Below are 21692 nucleotides of genomic sequence, written 5' to 3' on the forward strand. Positions count from 1 at the left end.
CGATCAGTGCCGGGGCCCTGGGCGGGGCGTGCTCAGGCCGCCGGGACGGTCCCGAGCCGGCCGGCCCGGAAGTCCTCGAAGGCCTGGGCGAGCTCGGCGCGGGTGTTCATCACGAACGGGCCGTAGTGCTCCATCGGCTCCCGGATCGGCCGGCCGCCGAGCAGGACGACGTCCAGGTCCGGGGTGTGGGAATCCTGCTTCTCGTCCGCGCGGACGGTCAGCGAGGAACCCGCGCCGAACACGGCCGTCTGCCCCGTGTGGACCGGGCGCCGTTCCGCGCCGACCGAGCCACGCCCGGAGAGGACGTACGCCAGGCCGTTGAAGTCCTCCCGCCACGGCAGCGTGACCTCGGCGCCCGGCGCCAGCGTCGCGTGCACCATCGTGATCGGCGAGTGGGTGACGCCGGGTCCCTGGTGGCCGTCCAGCTCACCGGCGATGACCCGCAGCAGCGCGCCTCCGTCGGGGGAGGTGAGCAGCTGGACGGAGCCGCCGCGGATGTCCTGGTAGCGCGGGGCCATCATCTTGTCCTTGGCCGGGAGGTTCACCCACAGCTGCAGGCCGTGGAAGAGACCGCCCGACACCACCAGGTGCTCCGGCGGCGCCTCGATGTGCAGCAGGCCCGAGCCGGCGGTCATCCACTGGGTGTCGCCGTTGGTGATGGTGCCGCCACCGCCGTGGGAGTCCTGGTGGTCGAAGATCCCGTCGATGATGTACGTGACGGTCTCGAAGCCGCGGTGGGGGTGCCAGGGGGTGCCCTTCGGCTCGCCCGGGGCGTATTCCACCTCGCCCATCTGGTCCATCATGATGAACGGGTCCAGGTAGCGGTAGTCGATGCCGGCGAAGGCGCGGCGGACGGGGAAGCCCTCCCCCTCGAAGCCGCCGGGGGCGGTGCCGACGTACAGCACCGGGCGCCGGGTCGCGTCCGCGGCGGGCGCGGCGACGCGGGGCAGGGTCAGCGGGTTCTCTACGGTCACGGCGGGCATGGCGGCCTCCTCGGCTGGGGTGCGGTTCCAAGTTAGTTGAATGGTGAACCACATTCAAGGCGCGTACATTCCCGGAGGGTCCGTTCCCGGAAGAGGGACACTTGATCAATGCGCCCGACTCACGTCGCTCTCGTCTCCGTCACAGTGCTGGCCCTCGTCGCCCTGGGCATCCTCGTGGCGAGCCGCGGCCCGGCCGCGGGCGCGCCCCTGGCCGCCGGTGACGCGACCGGGCACTACAGACAGCAGAAGGCGGCGGCCGACGCGGCGGCGGATGCGCTGAAGGGCGTCCTGAAGAACCCCCGGCAGGCCGCTCCCGCGCCGCTGAACGCCCCGCAGCAGGCCGGCCCCGCCGACGCCGCGCCGGCGTCCGCCGCGCAGCCGCCCTCGGCGGCGGAGGCGGCGCCCTCCCCCGCCGTGGGGCCGCTGTTCTACACCGCCGAGGGCGTCCCGGCGCACGGCTGCACCGCGAGCGTGGTGCACAGCCCGGCGGGCGATCTCGTCGTCACCGCAGCGCACTGCGTGTACATGGACGGCTTCCGCACCGACCTCGCCTTCGTCCCGGGCTACCAGGACGAGACGGCTCCCTACGGTGTGTGGGTGCCGACCTCCATCGACATCGACCCGGAGTGGGCGGCCGACCGGGACCCCGACCACGACGTGGCGTTCCTGCGCGTCCGCCCCGCGAAGGGCGGCCCGCCCGTCGAGCGGGTGACGGGGGCGGAGCGGTTGCGCTTCGACCCGCCGCGCGAGCGGGCCACCCAGGTGCTCGGCTACCCGAACGACGAGGAGCGACCCGTGTCCTGCCGCAACACCACGGCGGCCGAGGGCGACACCCAGCTCCGCTTCGACTGCGAGGGGCTGCCCAACGGCACGAGCGGCAGCCCGTTCCTGACGGACGTGGACCGGGGGACGGACCTGGGAACGCTCGTCGGCGTCCTCGGCGGCAAGGACGAGGGCGGCGACGAGGAGACGTCCTACGCGTCGTACTTCGGACCCGCCGTCAAGCGGCTGTACGAGCGCGCGACGCGTGCGTAGGACTCAGCCGTACATCCGCCGCATCGCGAAGTCCACCATCTGCTCCACCGACTTCGCGTCGAAGACCATGCGGTGGTCGCCCTCCATGTCGAGGACGAAGCCGTAGCCGGTCGGCAGCAGGTCCAGGACCTCCGCGCCGGTGATGACGAAGTACTTGGACTCCTTGCCCGCGTACCGCCGCAGCTCCTTCAGCGAGGTGAACATCGGGATCACCGGCTGCTGGGTGTTGTGGAGCGCGAGGAAACCGGGGTTCTCCCCGCGCGGGCAGTAGACCTTGGAGTTCGAGAAGACCGTCTGGAAGTCCTCGGCGGACATCTGGCCCGTGGTGAAGGCCCGGACCGCGTCGGCGAGCGACGGGGGCGACGGCTCGGGGTACAGCGGCTGCTCGCCGTAGCCGCCGGGCTGCTGCGGGGGCGCGTAGCCCTGCTGTGCCGCGTTCTGGTCGTAGCCGTACATGACTCCAAAGCCTAGAGGGTCGTACGGGTCACAGTTGGCCGATCAGGTCTTGCGTCTTATTACCGGTGGGTAGCATCATGCTGCTTACTGACCGGTACGCACAGAGGATCGCCCTCCCGTCACCTACGGAGCCGTCTGTCATGGGCCACTACAAGTCGAATCTTCGCGACATCGAGTTCAACCTCTTCGAGGTCCTCGGCCGCGACAAGGCGTACGGCTCCGGCCCGTTCGCGGAGATGGACGTCGAGACCGCGAAGAGCGTCCTCTCGGAGATCACTCGCCTCTCGGAGAACGAGCTGGCCGAGTCCTTCGCGGACACCGACCGCAACCCGCCGGTCTTCGACCCGGAGACCAACACGGCCCCGATCCCGGCCTCGTTCAAGAAGAGCTACAAGGCCTTCATGGACGCCGAGTGGTGGCGTCTGGGCATCCCGGAGGAGATCGGCGGCACCACCGCGCCGCGCTCCCTGATCTGGGCGTACGCGGAGGCGATCCTCGGCTCCAACCCCGCCATCTGGATGTACTCCTCGGGCCCCGCGTTCGCGGGCATCCTCTTCGACGAGGGCACCGAGCAGCAGAAGCACATCGCGAAGATCGCGGTGGAGAAGCAGTGGGGCTCCACCATGGTCCTCACCGAGCCCGACGCGGGCTCGGACGTGGGCGCCGGCCGCACCAAGGCCGTCCAGCAGGAGGACGGCTCCTGGCACATCGAGGGCGTCAAGCGCTTCATCACCTCGGGTGAGCACGACATGGCGGAGAACATCCTCCACTACGTCCTCGCCCGCCCCGAGGGCGCCGGCCCCGGCACCAAGGGCCTCTCCCTCTTCCTCGTGCCGAAGTACGAGTTCGACTTCGAGACCGGCGAGCTGGGCGAGCGCAACGGCGTCTACGCCACCAACGTCGAGCACAAGATGGGCCTCAAGGCCTCCAACACCTGCGAGATGACCTTCGGCGACAAGCACCCCGCCAAGGGCTGGCTCATCGGTGACAAGCACGACGGCATCCGCCAGATGTTCATGATCATCGAGTTCGCCCGGATGATGGTCGGCACGAAGGCCATCGCCACCCTCTCCACCGGCTACCTCAACGCGCTGGAGTACGCCAAGGAGCGCGTGCAGGGCCCGGACCTGGCGAACTTCATGGACAAGTCCGCGCCCAAGGTCACCATCACCCACCACCCCGACGTCCGCCGCTCGCTGATGACGCAGAAGGCGTACGCGGAGGGCATGCGCGCCCTCGTCCTCTACACCGCGACCGTCCAGGACGAGATCGCCGTCAAGGAGGCCGCGGGCGAGGACGCCAAGGCCCTCCACGGCCTCAACGACCTGCTGCTGCCCATCGTCAAGGGCTACGGCTCCGAGAAGTCCTACGAGCTGCTGTCCCACCAGTCGCTCCAGACCTTCGGCGGCTCCGGGTACCTCCAGGAGTACCCGATCGAGCAGTACATCCGGGACGCCAAGATCGACACCCTCTACGAGGGCACCACCGCCATCCAGGGCCAGGACTTCTTCTTCCGGAAGATCGTCCGTGACCAGGGCCAGGCGCTCACCACCCTCTCCGAGGAGATCAAGAAGTTCCTCGCCGAGGCCGCCGGCGGCGAGGAGCTCGCCGAGGCCCGCGAGAAGCTCGCGACGGCCGCGGTGGACCTGGAGGGCATCGTCGGCGCCATGCTGACCGACCTCGCCGCCACCGAGAAGGACGTCAAGTCCATCTACAAGGTGGGCCTGAACACCACCCGCCTGCTGATGGCCTCCGGTGACGTCGTCGTCGCCTACCTGCTCCTCAAGGGCGCGGCCGTGGCGGCCGAGAAGCTGCCGACCGCCTCCGCCAAGGACAAGGCCTTCTACACGGGCAAGATCGCGGCGGCGAAGTTCTTCGCCCACACGGTCCTGCCGGCCCTCGCCGTCGAGCGCGCGCTCGCCGAGTCCGTCGACCAGTCCCTGATGGAGCTGGACGAGGCCGCCTTCTAAGGAAGCCTTTCCCTTGAACACCCGAGGGCAGGAGCCGGACGCGCAAAGCCCCGTCCGGCTCTTGCCCTGATCCTTATTCTGAGGCCATGAGCTCTGCGCACCGCTTCGACCGCGGCCACACCGACGACCTGATGTCCTTCCTCGCGGCCAGCCCCTCGCCGTACCACGCGGTGGCCAACACCGCGGAGCGGCTGGAGAAGGCCGGTTTCCGCGAGGTCGTGGAGACCGACGCCTGGGACGGCCGCACCGGCGGGGCGTACGTGCGCCGGGGCGGCGCCGTCATCGCCTGGTACGTGCCCGACGGGGCCACCCCGGCCACTCCGTTCCGCGTCGTCGGCGCGCACACCGACTCCCCCAACCTGCGGATCAAGCCCCTGCCCGACACGTCCTCGCACGGCTGGCGGCAGGCCGCCGTCGAGCTCTACGGCGGCACGCTGCTCAACACCTGGCTCGACCGCGACCTCGGCCTCTCCGGCCGGATCACCCTGAGCGACGGCAGCCACCGGCTCGTCAACGTCGACCGCCCGCTCATGCGCGTCCCGCAGCTCGCCATCCACCTCGACCGAGGGGTCAACCAGGACGGCCTCAAGCTCGACAAGCAGCGCCACATGACGCCCATCTGGGGCCTCGGCGAGGTGGGCCAGGGCGATCTGATCCGCTTCGTCGCCGAGGAGACCGGCGTCGCGGCCGATGAGATCCGCGGCTGGGACCTGATGCTGCACAGCGTCGAGGCACCCGCCTACCTCGGCCGCGACCGCGAGCTGCTGGCCGGCCCGCGCATGGACAACCTGCTCTCCGTGCACGCCGGCATCGCCGCCCTCATCGCCGCCGCCTCCTCCGCGAGCCTGCCGTACATCCCCGTGCTGGCCGCCTTCGACCACGAGGAGAACGGCAGCCAGTCCGACACCGGCGCCGAGGGCCCGCTGCTCGGCAACGTCCTGGAGCGCTCCGTCCTCTCCCGCGGCGGCACCTTCGAGGACCGGGCCCGCGCCTTCGCCGGCACGATCTGCCTGTCCTCCGACACCGGCCACGCCGTCCACCCCAACTACGCCGAGCGCCACGAGCCGGGCCACCACCCCATGCCCAACGGCGGCCCCATCCTCAAGGTCAACGTCAACCAGCGCTACGCCACCGACGGCGCCGGACGGGCCGTCTTCGCCGGCGCCTGCGAGCGGGCCGGGGTGCCGTGGCAGCACTTCGTCTCCAACAACGCCGTGGCGTGCGGCACCACCATCGGCCCGATCACCGCGGCGCGGCACGGCATCGCCACGGTCGACATCGGTGTGGCGATTCTCTCGATGCACTCCGCGCGCGAGCTCTGCGGCGCCGAGGACCCCCATCTTCTCGCCGCCGCGCTGACCGCCTTCCTTGAGGGATGATCGCCGACTGATCGTTCTTGACTGATCGTTCTCGATGGTCGCTACCCGGGGCTGATATACAGCCTTCACACGTCATACGTCCGTCCCACCCCCCGGGGGAAGCACCATGACCACCCGCACCCTGCGGTTCGCCGTCACCGTCTCCGCGCTCACCGCCACGGCCGCCCTCACGCTCACCGCCTGTGGCGGCTCGGACGGCGAGGAGACCAAGGCGGCCAAGGACGGGCAGGTCGCGGCCGACGCCGCCACCGGCGGGGACGAGGCGGGCGGGGAGACCACCTCCGACGACGAGAACGGCCAGGAGCAGGAGAAGGGCGACGCCTGCGGTCCCGGCACCGTGAAGATCGAGACCAGGGCCGTGAAGTCGCCCGTCAACCACGTCCTGCTGGTGGCGACGAACACCTCCAAGTCTCCCTGCACCGCCTATGGCTTCCCGTTCCTGCGCTTCGACCAGGACCAGGCCACGGCGATCGCGGTCGAGGAGAGCAAGCCGAAGGGCAAGGTGACGATCGCCCCGGGCAAGTCGGCCTACGCGGGGGTGCTGGCCTCCGCCGCGGATGGCTCGGGCGGCACCGGCCGGGACGCCAAGCAGCTGTCGGTCACCTTCCAGACCCCGGACGGCGACCCCCTCGCCGGCGACCCGTCCTCGGCGCCCGCGCCGGGCGGCTCGCTGCACGTGGACGACTCGGCACGCACGACGTACTGGCTCGACGCGGAGGACGCCGCCCTGAAGTGGTGATCCCGGGGGCACCCGGCTGACGGCCGGGGCCCCGGGCTCCCCCTACCCGTCCAGCCCCGCCAGGACCAGCGGCAGCCGGTCCGCGCCGCCGGGGGCCACCCGCACGGGGACGCCCCAGTCCTGCTGGTGGACGTGGCACGCCGGGTACTCGTTCTCCGGGTCGTCGTCGCAGGACGCCGCCATGGCCGAGACGTGGAGGACGCCTTCTGCCACCCCGTCCGCGAGCCGCAGCTCACGGCTGAGGTCCGTGCCCTTCCCGGCGCCCTCCGCGAGGAGCTCCGGCGGGGTGGAGCTGACCAGCAGCCGCGTCGACGGCCCGTAGCGGGTGTCGAGCTTCTGCCCGGCGGGCGCCTGGAAGACCACGTCCAGCCGGAGCACGCCCGGGGCGATCTCCGTGGCCTCGCGCCGGGTGCGGTGGGCGACGGACTCCACCCGCACCGCCTCCTCCGGCAGCCGCAGCCGCGTCAGCCGGTGCCGGGCGGACTCGACCACGACGATGTCCTCACCGACCAGGACGGCGTCCGAGGGCTCCCGCAGATCCGTCGCCAGCGTCGACACCTCGCCCGTCGCCGGGTCGTAGCGGCGCAGCGCGTGGTTGTAGGTGTCGGAGACGGCCACCGAGCCGTCGGGCAGGGCGGTGACGCCGAGGGGGTGCTGGAGGAGGGCCTGGGCGGCGTCGCCGTCGCGGTGGCCGAAGTCGAAGAGGCCGGCGCCCACGGCGGTGCGCACCGTGCCCTCGCGGTCGATCCAGCGCAGCGCGGACGTCTCCGAGTCGGCGAGCCAGAGCCGCTCGCCGTCGGCGGAGGCCGCGAGCCCGGACGGCTGGGCGAACCACGCCTCGGCGGCGGGGCCGTCCACCAGGCCCTCGTTGGTCGTCCCGGCGGCGACGCGGACGGTGCCGGCCCGCGGGTCGTACGTCCACAGCTGGTGGACGCCCGCCATGGCGATCCAGACGCGGCCGTCGAACCAGGCGACGTCCCAGGGGGAGGAGAGGTCGACCTCGCGGGCCGGGCCGTCCGTCGGCGAGCCCTGCCACCACTGCTTCCCGGTGCCGGCGACGGTCGTCACGGCCCCGGTGGCGGGGTCGTAGGCGCGCAGCGCGTGGTTGACGGTGTCGGCGACGATCACCGTGCCGTCGGGCAGCAGGGCGAGGCCCTGGGGCTCGCTGAAGGCGGCGGTGGCGGCCGGGCCGTCGACGAGGCCGCGCTCGCCCGTGCCGACGCGGCGGACGACGGTCTCGCCGTCGGCGGCGAACTCGACGAGCTGGTGGCGGGTGGAGTCGGAGACGAGGAAGCCGCCGTCGGGCAGCAGCAGCGCCTTGCCGGGGAAGCGCAGGTCGCCGGCGACCGGCTCGGGGGCGACGTAGGGGCCGTCGCCGCGCCGCAGGGTGCCCTTGGCGTCGTGGGCCGCCTCCAGCTCCTCGACCAGCTTGGCGAGGGCGTGGGCGTGGCCCTCGCCGGCGTGCTGGGCGACGACGTAGCCCTCGGGGTCGATGACGACGAGCGTGGGCCAGGCCCGGACCGCGTACTGCTTCCAGGTGGCGAGCTCGGGGTCGTCGAGGACGGGGTGGTGGACCCCGTAGCGCTCGACGGCGTCGACGACGGCCTGGTGGTCGGCCTCGTGGACGAACTTCGGCGAGTGGACGCCGATGATCACCACGGTGTCGCGGTGTTTCTCCTCGAGCTCGCGGAGCTCGTCCAGGACGTGCAGGCAGTTCACACAGCAGAACGTCCAGAAATCCAGTATCACGATGCGACCCCGCAGGTCGGCGAGGGTCAGGGCGGTGCCGCCGGTGTTCAGCCAGCCGCCTTTTCCGGTCAGTTCAGGGGCGCGGACGCGAGCGTGAGAAGCAGCCATGCGTCCATCCAACAACATCGGGCCCGGCGGTCTTCCACAGGCGACCCGGCGAAGTATGAATATCCGATGAAACGGCGAATCCAGGGAACCTGGGGAATGCTGGAAACCTGGGGAATCGTGCGGGCCTCGGGAATCGTGCGGGCCTCGGGAATCCCGGGCTATCGCCCGAGCACGCGGTCCTTCAGCGCCGGAAATTCCTCGCGGACCATGTCGACCCGCGCCGGGTCCAGGTCGACGGTCAGCACCTCCTCGTCCGCGCCCGCCTCCGCCAGGACCTCGCCCCACGGGCCGACGACGATGCTGTGGCCGGCCTGCTCGACGCCCGCGTGGGTGCCCGCCGTGCCGCAGGCGAGGACGTAGGACTGGTTCTCCACGGCCCGCGCGCGGGCGAGCAGGGTCCAGTGCTCGCGGCGGCGCTCCGGCCAGCCCGCCGGGACGACGAAGAGCCGCGAGCCCGCGTCGACCAGGGCCCGGAACAGCTCGGGGAAGCGCAGGTCGTAGCAGGTCGCCAGGCCCAGCGTGGCCTTCGGGTGGGGCACGGTGACGGGGTCCGTGCCCGCGCTCATCAGGACCGCCTCGCCCTTGTCGAAGCCGAAGCGGTGGATCTTCCGGTACGTGCGGACGAGCGCGCCGTCGGGCGAGAAGACGAGCGAGGTGTTGAACAGGGCCCCGTCGGCGGCCCGTTCGACGATCGAGCCCGCGTGCAGCCAGACGCCCGCGTCCCGGGCGGCCGCCGCCATGACCTCGGCCGTGGGGCCGTCGAGGGGCTCGGCCTCGGTGGTGAAGGACTCGAAGGCGAAGGCGCCGACGGGCCAGAGCTCCGGGAGCACCACGAGATCGCTGTCGCCCAGCGACCGGACGAGCCCGGCGGCGCGCTCACGGCGCGCGGCGACCGGTTCGAACGGATCGACATCGAACTGGACCAGGGAAGCGCGCACAGTACCACCACTCTCCGCATGCGTCACACGAAACCTCTGCCGTGGCGACCGTCCGCAGCGTAACTTAACGAGTGAGAACCCCGACAGCCTCGCTCGCCCCGCAGCCCGCCGCCAGCCCGCCGCGGCCCGCCGTCGTCCGTCGCCCGCCACGTCACCGCAGCCGCCGCCCAGCACCGCCGAGGGATCCGCCCGTGACAGTCCACCCCAGCCTTCAGCCCGCGATCGACGCCTGGACCCAATCCATCGAATCCGTGCACGAGTTGGTCAACCCCCTGGCCGAGAGTGACTGGAACCGGGCCACCGAGTGTCCCGGCTGGTCCGTCCGGGACGTGGTCTCGCACATCATCGGCGTGGAGTGCGAAATGCTGGGCGAGCCACGGCCGATCCACACCCTCCCGCGCGATCTGCGGCACGTCACCGATGAGTTCTCGCGCTACATCGAGGTCCAGGTGGATGTGCGGCGCTGTCACACGGCACCGGAGATGACCTCGGAGCTGGATTACACGATCATCCGGCGGTCCCGGCAGTTGCGCAACGAGCAACGCTCCCCCCAGGCGACCGTCCGCTGGCCGCTGGGCGGTGGCAGCGAGCGGACGCTCGAACGGACGCTGGCCATGCGGGCCTTCGACGTCTGGGCCCACGAGCAGGACCTCCGGCGCGCCCTGGGCGTCCCCGGCAACCTCGACTCGCCCGCCGCCGTCATCGCCCGGGACATGCTGCTGGCGGCGCTGCCCCAGGTGGTGGCCCAGGACGCCGGGGCGCGGCCGGGCACGACGGTGGCCTTCGACGTGCACGGCCCGCTGGAGTTCCTGCGCACCGTGCGGGTCGGCCCGAACGGCAGGGGGACGATCGACGGCAGCGTCTCCCTGGGGCCCACGGCGACGCTGATCCTGGACTGGGAGACCTATGTGCGCCTCGCGTGCGGGCGCGTCCGGGCGGAGGCGGTGGCCGACCGGATCAAGACCGAGGGCGATCAGGAACTGGCGTGGTCGGTCCTCCGGGAGTTCGCGGTCACCCCCTGAGCCCGTGAGGCCGCTCAGGCGCGCAGTCCACCGCCCTCGTTGTCCCGCACCGGTACGTGCACGGTCGTCACGCGCGACGCCACGATCCGTTCCCGCTCGCGCCGCAGCGCCGGACCGCGCAGCAGCAGGATCCGCGACAACCCGAGCGCCTGGAGGACGAAGACGGCGCAGAAGGCGATCCGGTAGCTGCCACCGGTGGCGTCCAGCAGGACGCCCACGACCAGCAGGGTCGTGATGGTGGCGAGGAAGCCGCCCATGTTGACGATGCCGGAGGCGGTGCCCTGGCGCTCGGGCGGGTTCGCGGGGCGGCCGAAATCGAAGCCGATCATCGAGGCCGGGCCGCAGGCGCCGAGCACCACGCACAGCGTGACCAGCAGCCACAGCGGCGCGTGCGCCCCGGGCCAGGAGAGGACCGCCGCCCACAGCAGGGCCGTCGCCGCGAGCGTGCCCAGCGCGAGGGGCAGCCGGGCCTCGTGGTGGCGGGCGACGACCTGTCCGTAAACCAGGCCGACGCCCATGTTGGACAGCACCACGAGCGTCAGCAGGGTGCCCGCCGTGTCCCTGCCCAGCCCCTGGGCCTCCACCAGGAACGGCATGCCCCACAGCAACAGGAAGACCATCGCGGGGAACTGGGTGGTGAAGTGCGTCCACAGACCCAGCCGGGTGCCGGGCTCCCGCCACGCCCCCACGAGCTGCCTTCGCACCGCGCCCTTGCCCGGACGGGGGCCGGGGGCGGGCTCGTACCCCTCGGGGTGGTCCTTCAGGAACAGCAGGAGCAGGGCCAGGGCGACGAGACCGGCGGCCGCGCTGCCCGCGAAGGCCGGGGTCCAGCCGATGTCGTGGAGCAGCCGGGACAGGACGACGGTCGACACGAGGTTGCCGCCCATCCCGATGAGCGCCGCCACCTGCGCGATCATCGGGCCCCGGCGGGCGGGGAACCAGCGGGCGCCCAGCCGCAGCACGCTGATGAAGGTCATGGCGTCGCCGCAGCCCAGCAGGGCCCGGCAGGCGAGCGCCGCGCCGTAGGAGTGGGCGAAGGCGAAGCCGAGCTGGCCGGTGGTGAAGAGCACCGCGCCCAGGGCGAGCACCCTCCTGGTGCCCATCCGGTCGACCATCAGGCCGACGGGTATTTGCATGCCCGCGTAGACGAGCAGTTGGAGTATGGAGAACGTCGACAGCGCGGAGGCGCCGACGTGGAAGCGGTCGGCGGCGTCGATGCCGGCGACCCCCAGGCTGGTGCGGAAGATGATCGCGACGAAGTAGACGGTGACGCCGACGCCCCAGACGACCATGGCCCGGCGGCCACCGGGTGGGTCGCCGGGCAGCCCCGGTGCGGCGCCCCCGCCGGCGCTCACCGAGTCTCCCCTCGGGCGAGGTTGCGGACCCAGCTGACGTGCCGGTGGACGATGTCCGTCGCCGCCTCGGCGTCCCCGGAGCGCAGGGCGGTGAGGATCTCGGTGTGCTCGGCGATGTTCTTGGCGATCCGGTCGGGGTGGGCGTGCATCACGGCCACGCCCATCCGCAGCTGCCGGTCGCGCAGCTGCTCGTAGAGGTCGGAGAGGATGCGGTTGCCCGCGCTGCGCACGATCTCCGCGTGGAAGGCGCGGTCGCTGCGGGAGACGGCGTTCAGATCGCCCACCGCGGCCTGCTCCCGCATCTCGTCCACCAGCTCCTCCAGCCGGGCGATCAGCCCCGGCGGGGCCGGTACGGCCTTGCCCGCCGCGTACTTCTCGACCAGCAGCCGGGTCTCCACCACATCCGCGATCTCCTGTGCGGACACGGCCAGCACGAGCGCCCCCTTCTTCGGGTAGAGCTTGAGCAGCCCCTCGCCCTCCAGCCGCAGCAGCGCCTCGCGCACCGGGGTCCGGGAGACCCCGACGGCCTGCGCCAGATCGCCTTCGGTGAGGAGCGTGCCGCCTTCGTAACGCCGTTGCAGTACGGCGTCCTTCACATGCGCGTAGACACGGTCGGCGGCGGCGGGACGTCTGCTCTGGACGGTGGGGGCGCTCGACATGCGCACAGCATAGATACAACACAGATGCGTGATGAGACCCTGTCCGCGATACGGACGATCGTCCGTCTAGGAGCCGGCTCCGGCGCGCCGGCGAAACGTCACCTCGCGACGCCCGCCCAGCCGTCCGCCGGAGTGATGAAGACGAAGCGCAGATCCGTGCGCTGTATGGGCAGCAGCACATGGCTGGTCACGCGGACCTCGGCGTGCCCGTGGTACGGCAGGCGCAGCCGGAAGTCATGGCCGTCGCGGTGCTCGACCACGTCGTGCTCCTCGGCCCAGATACGGCGGCAGTCGGCGTCGGAGTCGAGGATCTCCTGGACGAGTGCGCGCAGTTCGGCGTTGCCGGGGTTGCTGTTGGCGGCGACGCGGAGCATGGCGAGGTAGACGCGGGCGCAGGAGTCCTCCCAGTCGAGCATCTGCTCGCGGGCCTCGGGTTCGAGGAGCGCCCAGCGCATCAGATTGGGCCGGGGGCGCAGGACCCAGGGGAACCACTCGCCCATGAGCGCGTTGGCGGCGACGACGTTCCAGGCGCCGTCGGAGAGGTAGGCGGGGTAGGTGACCTGCTGATGGAGCAGGGTCTGGACGCCCCGGGGGAGATCCGTGCGGTCGCGCCCGGCCTCGGGTGGGCGGCGGCCGGAGACGGCGAGGAAGAGGGTGAGCGTCTCCGCCTCGCTGAGCCGGAGGGCCTCGGCGACCCTCAGCAGAAACCTTTCGGAGAAGTCCTGCCGACGGCCGGCCTCCAGCGCGCGGTACCAGCCCTCGCTGACGCCGGTCATCCGCGCGACATGCGCCTGCGAAAGCCGACGCCCCGGTCTGGGAAAAACCCCGCGCAGCTCGCGGACCGTCCGCGCGTCGACGCGGCCCCGCCAGGCCCGGAGCAGACGGCTGATGGATTCACCGTCGTCCGCGCGGTCCACCGCGGCCTTCAAAGCGGCCTCCCAATCCGACAGTGCAAGTGTCGGTCAATCTTAAGTAAATTGCCCAGCACGGGCCATTCCACCCTCTGCCGGGGTGATGCCCCGAGGCCGCTCCGCACACGGACAGAGGGCCCGGACGCCATGCTCTCTCCTCACTGGAGGGGGGTGAGGAGAGAGCGTCCGGGCCCTCTGTCCTGTACGTGACCTCTCGGCCCTTCCGCCCGTTTTCCGGACCGCCGAGCCGGTTTTATATGGCCTATGAACGCATCTCCGGGAGCCCGTGGGCTTCCGGAGACGGTCCGGTCACGCCCAGGTGATCAGGCGCTTGGGGTCCTCCAGGACGGCGGCGATGTCCGCGAGGAAGCGGGAGCCGAGCTCGCCGTCGATCAGGCGGTGGTCGAAGGAGAGCGCCAGCGTGGTGACATGACGCGGCTTGACCTTGCCCTTGTGGACCCACGGCTGGAGCTTGACCGCGCCGAAGGCCAGGATCGCGGACTCGCCCGGGTTGAGGATGGGCGTACCGGTGTCGACGCCGAAGACGCCGACGTTGGTGATGGTGATGGTGCCGCCGGACATGTCCGCCGGGGACGTCTTCCCCTCGCGCGCGGTGGCCACGAGGTCGGACAGCGAACGCGAGAGCTCCGGGAGCGTCTTTTCCTGCGCGTCCTTGATGTTCGGCACGATCAGCCCGCGCGGCGTCGCCGCCGCGATGCCCAGGTTGACGTAGTGCTTGAGGACGATCTCCTGGTTCGCCTCGTCCCAGGCCGCGTTGACGTCCGGGTTGCGCTTGACCGCCACGAGCAGGGCCTTGGCGACGAGCAGCAGCGGGTTGACGCGCAGACCGGCCATGTCGGGGTCGGCCTTGAGCTTCTGGACGAGCTTCATCGTGCGGGTGACGTCGACGGTGACGAACTCCGTGACGTGCGGCGCGGTGAAGGCGCTGGCGACCATCGCCTGGGCGGTGACCTTGCGGACGCCCTTGACGGGGATCCGGGTCTCCCGCGCGCCGCTCGCGACGGGCGCGGCGGGGGGCGCGGCCTCCGCGGCCGGCTCGGCGACGGCCTGGTTCCCGGCGGTCAGCGCGGCGTGGACGTCCTCCCGGGTGACGACCCCGCCGGGGCCCGTCGGCACGACCGCGGCCAGGTCGACGCCGAGGTCCTTGGCGAGCTTGCGCACCGGAGGTTTGGCCAGCGGACGAGCACCAACGGGCGACGCGGGCGCGGTGGCCACCGGGGCAGCCGCCGGAGCGGGCTCCGGTGCGGCCGGGGCGACGGGAGCGGCCGGGGCCGCCGCGTGCCCGTTGAGCTCGGCCTGGATGGCGGCGGCGACGGTCGTGGCCGGCGCGGCGGCGGGCGCCTTGCGCGGCCGGCGCTTGGTCGAGGACGGGGCGGCGCCGTAGCCGACCAGCACGGCCTGGCGGCCCTGCTGCTCCGGCTCGGGCTCCTCGGTGGCGGCCGGGGCCGCCGCCGGGGCCTCCTCCGCGGGCCCCGCGCCGGGCTGGGTGTCCACCGAGATGATCACCTGGCCGACGTCCACCGTCGTGCCCTCGCCGAAGCGCAGCTCGTGCACCACGCCGTCGAACGGGATCGGCAGCTCCACGGCTGCCTTGGCGGTCTCGACCTCGCAGACCACCTGTCCGTCGGCGACCGTGTCGCCGACGTTCACGTACCACTTGAGGATCTCGGCCTCGGTGAGTCCCTCGCCGACGTCCGGCATCTTGAACTCACGGAAGCGCTGGTTGTTAGCGGTCATCGTCACGACTCTTCCTCGTCCCTAGTACGCCAGCGCGCGGTCGACGGAGTCGAGCACACGGTCCAGGCCCGGCAGGTACTCGTCCTCCAGCCGGGACGGCGGGTAGGGGGCGTGGTAGCCGCCGACCCGCAGGACGGGGGCCTCCAGGTGGTAGAAGCAGCGCTCGGTGATCCGGGCAGCGATCTCGGCGCCCGAGCCGAAGAAGACGGGCGCCTCGTGGACGACGACCAGCCGGCGGGTCTTCTCCACCGAACGCTGGATCGCGTCGAAGTCGATGGGCGAGATCGACCGGAGGTCCACGACCTCCAGCGACTTGCCCTCCTCCGCGGCCGCCGCGGCGGCCTCCAGACACGTCTTGACCATCGGGCCGTAGGCCACCAGCGTCAGGTCCGTGCCCTCGCGGACCGTGCGCGCGGCGTGCAGCGGACCGGGGATCGCGGCCGTGTCGACCTCGGAGCGGTCGTGGTAGCGCCGCTTGGGCTCGAAGTAGATGACCGGGTCGTCGCTCTGGATGGCCTGCTGCATCATCCAGTAGGCGTCGGCGGAGTTCGACGGCGACACGATCTTCAGACCGGCCACGTGCGCGAACAGCGACTCCGGCGACTCGCTGTGGTGCTCCACCGCGCCGATCGCGCCGCCGTAGGGGATGCGGATGACGACGGGCAGCTTGATCTTGCCGAGCGCGCGGGCGTGCATCTTCGCCAGCTGCGTGACGATCTGGTCGTACGCCGGGAAGACGAAACCGTCGAACTGGATCTCCACCACCGGCCGGTAGCCGCGCAGCGCCATGCCGATCGCGGTGCCGACGATGCCGGACTCCGCCAGCGGCGTGTCGATGACGCGGTCCTCGCCGAAGTCCTTCTGGAGGCCGTCGGTGACGCGGAAGACGCCGCCGAGCTTGCCGACGTCCTCACCCATGATCAGGACCTTGGGGTCGGTCTCCAGGGCGGTCCGCAGGGAGGCGTTGATCGCCTTGGCGATCGTGAGCTTCTCGACGCTCATGGCTAGTTGGTCTCCTCTGCGAACGAAGCCTGGTACGCGGCGAACTGGGCGCGCTCCTCGTCGACCAGCGCGTGGCCGTCGGCGTAGGTGTGCTCGAACATCGCCATGTGGTCGGGGTCGGGCATGGCGCGCACGGTGTCGCGGACCCGCTTGGCGAGCGCGTCGCTCTCGGTCTCCAGGCCGGCGAAGAACGCCTCGTCGGCGAGGCCCTCGCGCTCCAGATGGGCGCGCAGGCGCAGGATCGGGTCCTTCGCCTCCCACAGCTCCCGCTCCTCGTCGCGGCGGTAGCGGGTGGGGTCGTCGGAGGTGGTGTGGGCGCCCATGCGGTAGGTGAACGCCTCGATCAGCATCGGGCCCTCGCCGGTGCGGGCGCGGTCCAGGGCGGCCTTGGTGACGGCCAGGACGGCCAGCACGTCGTTGCCGTCGACCCGGACGCCGGGGAAACCGTAGCCCTGGGCGCGCTGGTAGAGCGGGACGCGGGTCTGCTTCTCGGTGGGCTCGGAGATGGCCCACTGGTTGTTCTGGCAGAAGAAGACGACCGGCGCGTTGTAGACGGCGGCGAAGGTGAAGGCCTCGGCCACGTCGCCCTGGCTGGAGGCGCCGTCGCCGAAGTAGGCGATCACGGCGGAGTCCGCGCCGTCCTTGGCGACGCCCATGGCGTAGCCGGTGGCGTGGAGCGCCTGGGAGCCGATGACGATCGTGTACAGGTGGAAGTTGTTCTCGTTGGGGTCCCAGCCGCCGTGGTTCACGCCGCGGAACATGCCCAGCAGGTTCGTGGGGTCGACCCCGCGGCACCAGGCGACGCCGTGCTCGCGGTAGGTCGGGAAGACGTAGTCGTCGTCGCGGGTGGCCCGGCCGGAGCCGATCTGCGCGGCCTCCTGGCCCAGCAGCGAGGCCCACAGGCCCAGTTCGCCCTGCCGCTGCAGGGTCGTCGCCTCGCCGTCGAAGCGGCGGGTCAGCACCATGTCCCGGTACAGACCCCGCAGTTCCTCGGGCGACAGGTCGATGGAGTAGTCCGGGTGCTCGACCCGCTCGCCTTCCGGCGTCAGCAGCTGTACGAGCTCGGGCTCGCCGGTGGCCTTCTTGGCCACGGCGCGCTTGCCGCCGCTGCGTCGCGACTTGCGCGCGGCAGTGCTGTCCACGGTCACGTGTGCTCCTCCGTCTGTCCGGCCCCCGGGGTCGCCGGCGGCCAGAGGGGGTCTCCCCGCCGTGAGGCGGGAAGAGGCTCGCTCGATCCCCGACGGCACACGGGGTGGGTGTGCCGAGGCCGGAACCGGGCGTGACAGGTTGCCCCGGCGAATGGCCTGCAATAAGCACGTTACCCAGTGCGAGGCATTCCTGCGAAACCCCGCCTGACCTGCGATTTTGCTTGGAAATCCAAGTAAATCGAGAAAGCCGGGCCAATGGAAGTGCCAATCCACTGGTCAGCGCCTTGCGAACCGCCGTCGGAACGGGGGCACGTTATCCCGCCGGACAAGGGCGGGGGAAGACTTGACGTGCGAGACTGGCACCGTGCGCGAACAAGGAAAAATCACGGTATTTCTGCTTGACGACCATGAAGTCGTACGTCGCGGCGTCCACGAGATGCTCGCCGGGGAGCCGGACATCGAGGTCGTGGGCGAGGCCGGAACCGCCGCGGACGCGCTGACGCGCATTCCCGCCACCAGACCGGACGTCGCCGTACTGGACGTTCGTCTTCCGGATGGCAGCGGAGTAGAAGTATGCCGTGAGATCCGTTCGCAGGACGAAAACATCAAATGCCTGATGCTCACCTCGTACGCGGACGACGAGGCACTCTTCGACGCCATCATGGCGGGCGCGGCGGGCTATGTCCTCAAGGCGATCCGCGGCAATGAGCTCCTCTCCGCCGTGCGCGACGTGGCGGCCGGCAAATCCCTGCTCGATCCCGTGGCCACCGCGCGCGTCCTGGAGCGGCTGCGCGACGGCAGGACCTCCCGGGGCGACGACCGGCTCGCCTCCCTCACCGACCAGGAGCGCCGCATCCTCGACCTGATCGGCGAGGGCCTGACCAACCGCGCCATCGGCGAACGGCTGCACCTGGCCGAGAAGACCATCAAGAACTACGTCTCCAGCCTGCTCTCCAAGCTGGGCATGGAGCGCCGCTCCCAGGCCGCCGCCTATGTGGCCCGGCTCCAGGCGGAGAAGCGCTAACGAGCGGCCCGGGCGGCACGCTCGACGGGACCTAGGTCCCGGACATCCGGGGCGGGTGGCCCCTACGAGACGCGAGCGACGGCAGGGCAGAGTGGTGCCCATGCCAACCGCGCCCCACGACGGATACCGAGCGGACGAGTACCGCGCGCTCGAACTGCTCTCCCGCACGCCCTACGGCAGGGTCTCGGTGAGCATGCGCGCCCTGCCCTTCGTCACCGTCGCCCGCCATGTCGTCGTCGACGGAAAGGTCCTCATGCGGCTGCACGGCGGCTTCGGCTACGCCCAGGCCTGTGACGGCAGCGTCGTGGCGTACGGTGCCGACAACCTCGCCGACCGCGAGGAGGGCGACGAATCCGTCTGGACCGTCCAGTTCGTCGGCACAGCGCGGATCTTCGTACCCGGACCGGAGGAGCTCCGGCTATTCGGCCGCGCCCCCCACTCCGCCGACGACGCGCCCTTCGTCCCCGAATACCTGTGCATAGAACCTCAGTTCATCACGCTGCACCACCTCGAGGGCGTACCCGCGCGACGGCCCGCGCACTCAGCGTGAACTAACATTTGGGGCGTGCCGCGCTCACTTGTCACCTATGCCGATGCCCCAGCCGACACCGGACCCGACACCGGCACCCTGCGCGCCCTGCTGCGCCGCTACGACAGGGCCGGCGAGCCCGTCGCCTGCGACACGCTGACCGAGGGCCTGCTCAACCGCGGCTACCGGCTCACCACCACGCGCGGCCGCTTCTTCCTCAAGCACCACCTGGACGGCGACCGGGACGCCATCGCCCGCCAGCACGAGGCCACCCGCCGACTGGGCGCGCTCGGCCTGCCCGTCGCGCCGCCCGTGGCGGCCGCCGCCGGCGAGACCGTCGTGGTCGTCGGCGGCCGCTGCTACGCGCTGCACCCGTGGATCGAGGGCCGGCACCGGGACGGGGGCGAGCTCACGGCCGCCCAGTCGCGCCGCCTGGGCGCGCTGCTGGGCCGGGTGCACAAAACCTTGGAGCAGGTCATGGAAGGCCCTGAGAGGGCCTTCCAGGGCGCCGGAGCGGCCCCGGACGCGGCGGCCGACCCCGAGGACACCTTCGCGCTGATCGAGGAGCTGCTGGGCCTGATCCGCCGGGGGGAGGGCAGCCGCCCCCGCGACTCCTTCGACGAACTGGCCGAGCACCGCCTCGTCGAGCGCCGCGCGCTGCTGGAGCTGCACGCCCACCGGCGCCCGCCCGCCGCCGCCATCCCCGCCCGGGGCTGGGTGCACGGCGACTTCCACCCGCTCAACCTGCTCTACCGGGGCGCCGAGCCCGCCGCGATCGTCGACTGGGACCGGCTGGGCGTCCAGCCGCGCGCCGAGGAGGCCGTACGGGCCGCGGTGATCTTCTTCCTGCGCCCGGACGGCACGCTGGACCTGGCGAAGATACGCCCCTACGCGCGCGCCTACCGCCGGGTCACCGGCGCGGACGCGGCGGAGCTCGGCGCCGCCGTCCACCGGGTGTGGTGGGAGCGGCTGAACGACTTCTGGATGCTGCGCTGGCGCTACCAGTTGCGCGACCACCGCGCCGACCCCGGCTTCCCGTCCTCGGCGGCGCTGGCGGTGTGGTGGACGAGCGCGTACGAGTCGGTGCGCGCCGCCTTCACGGACTGAGGCGCTTCCCGGACTGAGGCGCTTCCCGGATCGAGCGTTTTCACGGACCGGGCGTTTGCGCCCACCGAGCGCACGAACGGCGCGAGGCCGGACCCCGAGATGGGGTCCGGCCTCGTTCGCGTCGGCTCAGCCGCCGACGGGGCCCTGGTTGGCGCCGCCCTGCGTCGTGGTGCCCGGGGTGCCCTTGTCCGGCGGGTCCGCCGTGTGGGTCGGCGGCTTCCCGTCGTCCGGGGTCTTGGACGGGTTGGTCGACGGGTCCGTGCCGCCCGAGGGGTTGTCCGACGGATTGCCGGACGGCTTCTTGCTCGGGTGCTTGGTCGAATCGTCCGCGGGCTCGCGCGAGCGGTCCCAGGTGTTGTCGTTCCAGTCGCCGCTGTCGCTGCCCGTGCCGGTGTTCGTGTCGGACGTGTGGCCCTTGGACGGCTTCTTGCTGGCCTTCTCGCTGCCACTGGGCGACGACGGCGCGCTGGGGGTGGTGGACACCTTGTCCGTGGTCGTCTTTTGGTTGCTGGTGTTGCCCGTGTTCATGCCCTTGACCACGAACGCGATGCCCGCCACGACCGCGACCACCGCGAGCGCGGCGATCAGCCACGTCTTGCCCCTGCCGCCGCCCGAGCCGCCGCGGCCGCCGTTGTAACCGCCGTTGTAGCCGTCGAAACCGCCGTCGTCGGCGCCCTGGCGGCGCGGGATCACCGGCTGCTGCGAGGTGTTGCCGTGCTGCGAGTGCGGCATGGCCGCCGTGGCGCCCACACCGCCGCCGAGGCCCATGCCGCCCATGACCTGGGTGGCGGCGGCGGCCTCGTCGACCGGGCCGGTGTTCCACTGGCCCGTGTGGCTGCCCGCGTCGTGCAGCATCTGCAGCGCGTACTGGGCCAGCCCGCGCATCTCCTCCGCGCTCTGGAACCGGTCGTCCGGGTCCTTGGCGAGGGAGCGCATGACGAGCCCGTCCAGCTCCGGCGGCACCGACGGCTGCACCTGCGACGGCGGCACGGGGGTGTCCTGGACGTGCTGGTAGACCACCGAGAGCGGGGTCTCACCGGTGAACGGCGGGCGCAGGGCCAGCAGTTCGTAGAGCAGACAGCCGGTGGCGTAGAGGTCCGAGCGGGCGTCGACGGTCTTGCCGAGGGCCTGCTCCGGCGAGAGGTACTGGGGCGTGCCCATGACCATGCCGGTCTGGGTCATGGTGGACGCCGCGCCGTGCAGGGCGCGGGCGATGCCGAAGTCCATGACCTTGACCGCGCCCGTGTTCGTGATGATCACGTTGGCGGGCTTGATGTCGCGGTGCACGATGCCGTGCTGGTGGCTGTAGGCCAGCGCCTCCAGCACCCCGGAGACGATGATCAGCGCCTGCTCCGGCGGCGGCGCCTCGGCGTTGAGCAGGAGGTCGCGAATGGTGCGGCCCTCGACCAGCTCCATGACGATGTACGGCACGACGTTGCGGCCGACGGTGTCCTCGCCGGAGTCGTAGACGGCCACCACGGCGTGGTGGTTCAGGCCGGCCACGGACTGTGCCTCACGGGTGAAACGCGCCTTGGAGACCGGGTCCTCGGCGAGATCCGCGCGGAGCAGCTTCACCGCGACGGTACGGCCCAGCCGTACGTCCTCGGCGGCGAAGACCTCCGCCATGCCGCCCCGGCCCAGCCGGTGGGTCAGCCGGTAGCGGCCGTCGCCGACCAGCCCGCCGTTACCCCACATTTCAGGCACATCGGGCATGCCGCCCCCGTTGGCGTCAGGGTCGGACGGACCCTGGGCGCTCTGCGTCTGTGCCATCAGTCCTCGCCGTCGTCTCTGGTCCGCCGCCGCCGCTTCTCACCGGAAGT

19 protein-coding genes are annotated in these 21692 nt (G+C 71.6%); 8 read left to right on the forward strand and 11 right to left on the reverse strand.

Going from position 1 to position 21692, the window contains the following annotated elements:
- Window positions 1-32: 32 nt before the first annotated feature.
- Complete coding sequence (locus tag ACX9I7_RS05510; protein WP_459386679.1) at window positions 33-983, reverse strand: pirin family protein; 951 nt, start codon at window positions 981-983, stop codon at window positions 33-35.
- 108 nt (window positions 984-1091) lie between these two features.
- Here ACX9I7_RS05510 and ACX9I7_RS05515 point away from each other — a divergent pair, with 108 nt between their 5' ends.
- Window positions 1092-2018: a trypsin-like serine peptidase gene (locus ACX9I7_RS05515; RefSeq protein WP_459386680.1), complete on the forward strand. Its 927-nt coding sequence runs from the start codon at window positions 1092-1094 to the stop codon at window positions 2016-2018.
- Between the two features lie 3 nt (window positions 2019-2021).
- On the opposite strand, the gene ACX9I7_RS05520 is transcribed toward ACX9I7_RS05515, so the two are convergent.
- A complete protein-coding gene (locus ACX9I7_RS05520; protein WP_126914970.1) occupies window positions 2022-2474 on the reverse strand; it encodes an SseB family protein in 453 nt (150 codons plus the stop codon).
- A gap of 140 nt (window positions 2475-2614) precedes the next feature.
- Here ACX9I7_RS05520 and ACX9I7_RS05525 point away from each other — a divergent pair, with 140 nt between their 5' ends.
- From ACX9I7_RS05525 to ACX9I7_RS05535, 3 genes are all read left to right on the forward strand, one after another.
- Entirely contained in the window at window positions 2615-4444 is a 1830-nt protein-coding gene (locus tag ACX9I7_RS05525; protein WP_387577403.1) for an acyl-CoA dehydrogenase, read from the forward strand.
- 86 nt (window positions 4445-4530) lie between these two features.
- Window positions 4531-5823 carry a M18 family aminopeptidase gene (locus ACX9I7_RS05530; protein WP_387577401.1) on the forward strand — a complete coding sequence of 431 codons (1293 nt, stop codon included), beginning with the start codon at window positions 4531-4533 and terminating at the stop codon, window positions 5821-5823.
- A 106-nt stretch (window positions 5824-5929) separates the two neighbouring features.
- Complete coding sequence (locus ACX9I7_RS05535) at window positions 5930-6562, forward strand: DUF4232 domain-containing protein (protein WP_358623710.1); 633 nt, start codon at window positions 5930-5932, stop codon at window positions 6560-6562.
- A gap of 42 nt (window positions 6563-6604) precedes the next feature.
- On the opposite strand, the gene ACX9I7_RS05540 is transcribed toward ACX9I7_RS05535, so the two are convergent.
- Both ACX9I7_RS05540 and ACX9I7_RS05545 read right to left on the reverse strand, forming a co-directional pair.
- A complete protein-coding gene (locus tag ACX9I7_RS05540; protein WP_387577399.1) occupies window positions 6605-8419 on the reverse strand; it encodes an NHL domain-containing thioredoxin family protein in 1815 nt (604 codons plus the stop codon).
- A 158-nt stretch (window positions 8420-8577) separates the two neighbouring features.
- Window positions 8578-9357 carry a carbon-nitrogen family hydrolase gene (locus ACX9I7_RS05545; RefSeq protein WP_358623705.1) on the reverse strand — a complete coding sequence of 260 codons (780 nt, stop codon included), beginning with the start codon at window positions 9355-9357 and terminating at the stop codon, window positions 8578-8580.
- A gap of 191 nt (window positions 9358-9548) precedes the next feature.
- Between ACX9I7_RS05545 and ACX9I7_RS05550 the strand changes: the two genes are divergently transcribed.
- A complete protein-coding gene (locus tag ACX9I7_RS05550; RefSeq protein ID WP_387577397.1) occupies window positions 9549-10379 on the forward strand; it encodes a maleylpyruvate isomerase family mycothiol-dependent enzyme in 831 nt (276 codons plus the stop codon).
- Window positions 10380-10393: 14 nt separating this feature from the next.
- On the opposite strand, the gene ACX9I7_RS05555 is transcribed toward ACX9I7_RS05550, so the two are convergent.
- The 6 genes from ACX9I7_RS05555 to pdhA all read right to left on the reverse strand — a co-directional run bounded on the left by ACX9I7_RS05555 (window position 10394) and on the right by pdhA (window position 17212).
- On the reverse strand, window positions 10394-11671 hold the full coding sequence (locus ACX9I7_RS05555; RefSeq protein ID WP_459386740.1) for an MFS transporter: 1278 nt from the start codon (window positions 11669-11671) through the stop codon (window positions 10394-10396).
- Between the two features lie 59 nt (window positions 11672-11730).
- Window positions 11731-12393, reverse strand: coding sequence for a GntR family transcriptional regulator (locus ACX9I7_RS05560; RefSeq protein WP_459386681.1), 663 nt, complete (start codon window positions 12391-12393; stop codon window positions 11731-11733).
- A gap of 98 nt (window positions 12394-12491) precedes the next feature.
- On the reverse strand, window positions 12492-13310 hold the full coding sequence (locus ACX9I7_RS05565; protein ID WP_459386741.1) for a helix-turn-helix transcriptional regulator: 819 nt from the start codon (window positions 13308-13310) through the stop codon (window positions 12492-12494).
- Window positions 13311-13613: 303 nt separating this feature from the next.
- Entirely contained in the window at window positions 13614-15062 is a 1449-nt protein-coding gene (locus ACX9I7_RS05570) for a dihydrolipoamide acetyltransferase family protein (protein ID WP_459386742.1), read from the reverse strand.
- A 21-nt stretch (window positions 15063-15083) separates the two neighbouring features.
- Complete coding sequence (locus ACX9I7_RS05575; protein ID WP_189455620.1) at window positions 15084-16064, reverse strand: alpha-ketoacid dehydrogenase subunit beta; 981 nt, start codon at window positions 16062-16064, stop codon at window positions 15084-15086.
- Window positions 16065-16066: 2 nt separating this feature from the next.
- Window positions 16067-17212, reverse strand: a complete 1146-nt coding sequence (pdhA, locus tag ACX9I7_RS05580) for a pyruvate dehydrogenase (acetyl-transferring) E1 component subunit alpha (RefSeq protein ID WP_189455618.1) — start codon at window positions 17210-17212, stop codon at window positions 16067-16069.
- Between the two features lie 364 nt (window positions 17213-17576).
- On the opposite strand from pdhA, the gene ACX9I7_RS05585 reads away from it, so the two are divergent.
- From ACX9I7_RS05585 to ACX9I7_RS05595, 3 genes are all read left to right on the forward strand, one after another.
- Window positions 17577-18236: a response regulator gene (locus ACX9I7_RS05585; RefSeq protein WP_387577390.1), complete on the forward strand. Its 660-nt coding sequence runs from the start codon at window positions 17577-17579 to the stop codon at window positions 18234-18236.
- A 100-nt stretch (window positions 18237-18336) separates the two neighbouring features.
- On the forward strand, window positions 18337-18786 hold the full coding sequence (locus ACX9I7_RS05590; RefSeq protein ID WP_189455614.1) for a pyridoxamine 5'-phosphate oxidase family protein: 450 nt from the start codon (window positions 18337-18339) through the stop codon (window positions 18784-18786).
- 15 nt (window positions 18787-18801) lie between these two features.
- The gene (locus ACX9I7_RS05595) at window positions 18802-19872 is read left to right on the forward strand and encodes a phosphotransferase (RefSeq protein ID WP_459386682.1); all 1071 of its coding nucleotides are present in this window, start codon (window positions 18802-18804) and stop codon (window positions 19870-19872) included.
- Between the two features lie 126 nt (window positions 19873-19998).
- On the opposite strand, the gene ACX9I7_RS05600 is transcribed toward ACX9I7_RS05595, so the two are convergent.
- Complete coding sequence (locus ACX9I7_RS05600) at window positions 19999-21642, reverse strand: protein kinase domain-containing protein (protein WP_387577386.1); 1644 nt, start codon at window positions 21640-21642, stop codon at window positions 19999-20001.
- Window positions 21643-21692: the final 50 nt, after the last annotated feature.

It is taken from the genome of Streptomyces sp. L500 (assembly GCF_054551825.1).